Raw genomic sequence first — 1,608 nt, 5'->3', positions numbered from 1 at the left:
ACAGGGATCTATCATCTTTTATTACTTCCTTGTTATTATGTATTTCCAAGTCTTGTTAACCTATATGGGATACCTTTACTTCTATTGATTGTGTTACATATCACTACTATTTTATTAGCTAAAAAAGTAGACATGAATACGTACCCTCATTATATCGGCATTATCGTTACTCTAGTTGCCTTTTTCCCTTATATAGACATCGTTCTACATATGATAGCAGCCATTTTCCTTATATTAGATGCTGCTTCTACGAATGCAAAAGAAGTTTATGATTCATAGATGGATAAAATGAAACTTTAATCCATTGAGTTTTGAAATAGGTCAGCAAAAAGGATTTACTTTTTAAGTAAACCTTTTTTCATTTTTAATTACTTTCCTTACTCCAGAATAATAAAAGAATATTCTGTTTAATTTTTATAAATTTCTAAACATTTATAAAACATTCAAATTAACATACATTTTAGTTATGTAAAAAATCTAAGTTTTAAGGAGATGAATCCATGCTTAAAAAGTTGATAGCAGGTGCATTATTAACTGTTTCGTCGTTAGCTGGAGGAGTGGGATTAGTATCAGCTAGTACCGAAAAGGATTATTCGATTTCCTCTTTCGAATATGTAACTGTAGATGAAAAGACTGTTGATTCGTTTAACAAATTGAGTGCTCCATCAAAGGAAGACGTAAAAATAACATTAGTTCTACCGAAACAAAATCAAAATGGAGACTGGTTATCTTATGGATTTTCGAGCAAAGAAAGTTTAGAGTCTTTTATTGAAAAAGATAAACAAAGGTTGAATAATTCAATCACTCCCCTTGGTGTTGGTGGAAGCGGACCTGGTAGTACAGACTTCTATAAACACACAAATCAAGGTAGCGAGTATTTTTCTCTAAGTAGCGGTTATAAAAACTTGTCTGCTAGTTGGCAAAATCAAATTGTTTCTGTACGTACAGCATCCCCCACTGCTAGCTATTCAACAACGCTATGGGAACGTACTTCAACGGACGGATATGGAAAAGGTGTTGTTTTTAAACACGCTGATTGGTATGGTCAAATTGCAAACTTAAATAACTTTCCAACTTCAGCAGTTGAAGTTGGAAAGTAAAAAATATAGAAATAAAAGGTGTTTTCACGTATGAAAACACCTTTTATTTCTACAATTATTTCTTCTATAACAATTTCAACTCTTAACTATTATTTTTCGTATCCCTACTCTCCAAAACTTTCTCCATATTATGAGTTGCCCATTCCATCATTAATAGAATCACTGGACGTAGTGATTCACCAAGCTCAGTTAACGAATATTCAACTTTAGGTGGCACTTCACGGTATACTTCACGATGTATAATGCCATCAGCTTCAAGTTCTCTCAGCTGAAGTGTTAACATTCTTTGTGTGATATTAGGTTTTAATCTTTTTAATTCATTAAACCTCTTTTTCCCATCTAATAAATGATACAAAATAACACCTTTCCATTTTCCACCAATCACCTCTACCATCGCTTCAACTGGACAAGAATATTTATTTAAAAATGGGTAATTTATATTATTTTCGTTTGGACAATCCATAATAAATCCCTTCCCTTAACATTAGTATCTTTTTTGATACTATAC

3 protein-coding genes are annotated in these 1,608 nt (G+C 32.0%); 2 read left to right on the top strand and 1 reads right to left on the bottom strand.

Features of this window, described 5'->3' with window-relative positions:
- Nucleotides 1–279 (top strand): hypothetical protein (locus tag ACQGS6_RS28070; protein WP_426965997.1); only part of this gene is annotated, 279 nt, incomplete at its 5' end.
- 221 nt (nucleotides 280–500) lie between these two features.
- On the top strand, nucleotides 501–1,100 hold the full coding sequence (locus ACQGS6_RS28065; protein WP_000914241.1) for a hypothetical protein: 600 nt from the start codon (nucleotides 501–503) through the stop codon (nucleotides 1,098–1,100).
- 82 nt (nucleotides 1,101–1,182) lie between these two features.
- Here ACQGS6_RS28065 and ACQGS6_RS28060 read toward each other — a convergent pair whose 3' ends face one another.
- Nucleotides 1,183–1,563, bottom strand: a complete 381-nt coding sequence (locus ACQGS6_RS28060; RefSeq protein WP_000340572.1) for a winged helix-turn-helix transcriptional regulator — start codon at nucleotides 1,561–1,563, stop codon at nucleotides 1,183–1,185.
- Nucleotides 1,564–1,608: the final 45 nt, after the last annotated feature.

Source organism: Bacillus sp. GMs2/2 (assembly GCF_050172095.1).
GTDB classification, from domain to species: Bacteria; Bacillota; Bacilli; order Bacillales; family Bacillaceae_G; genus Bacillus_A; species Bacillus_A cereus.
Note: the sequence above shows the minus strand (reverse complement) of the source record. Positions and strands in the feature narration are given on the sequence as shown.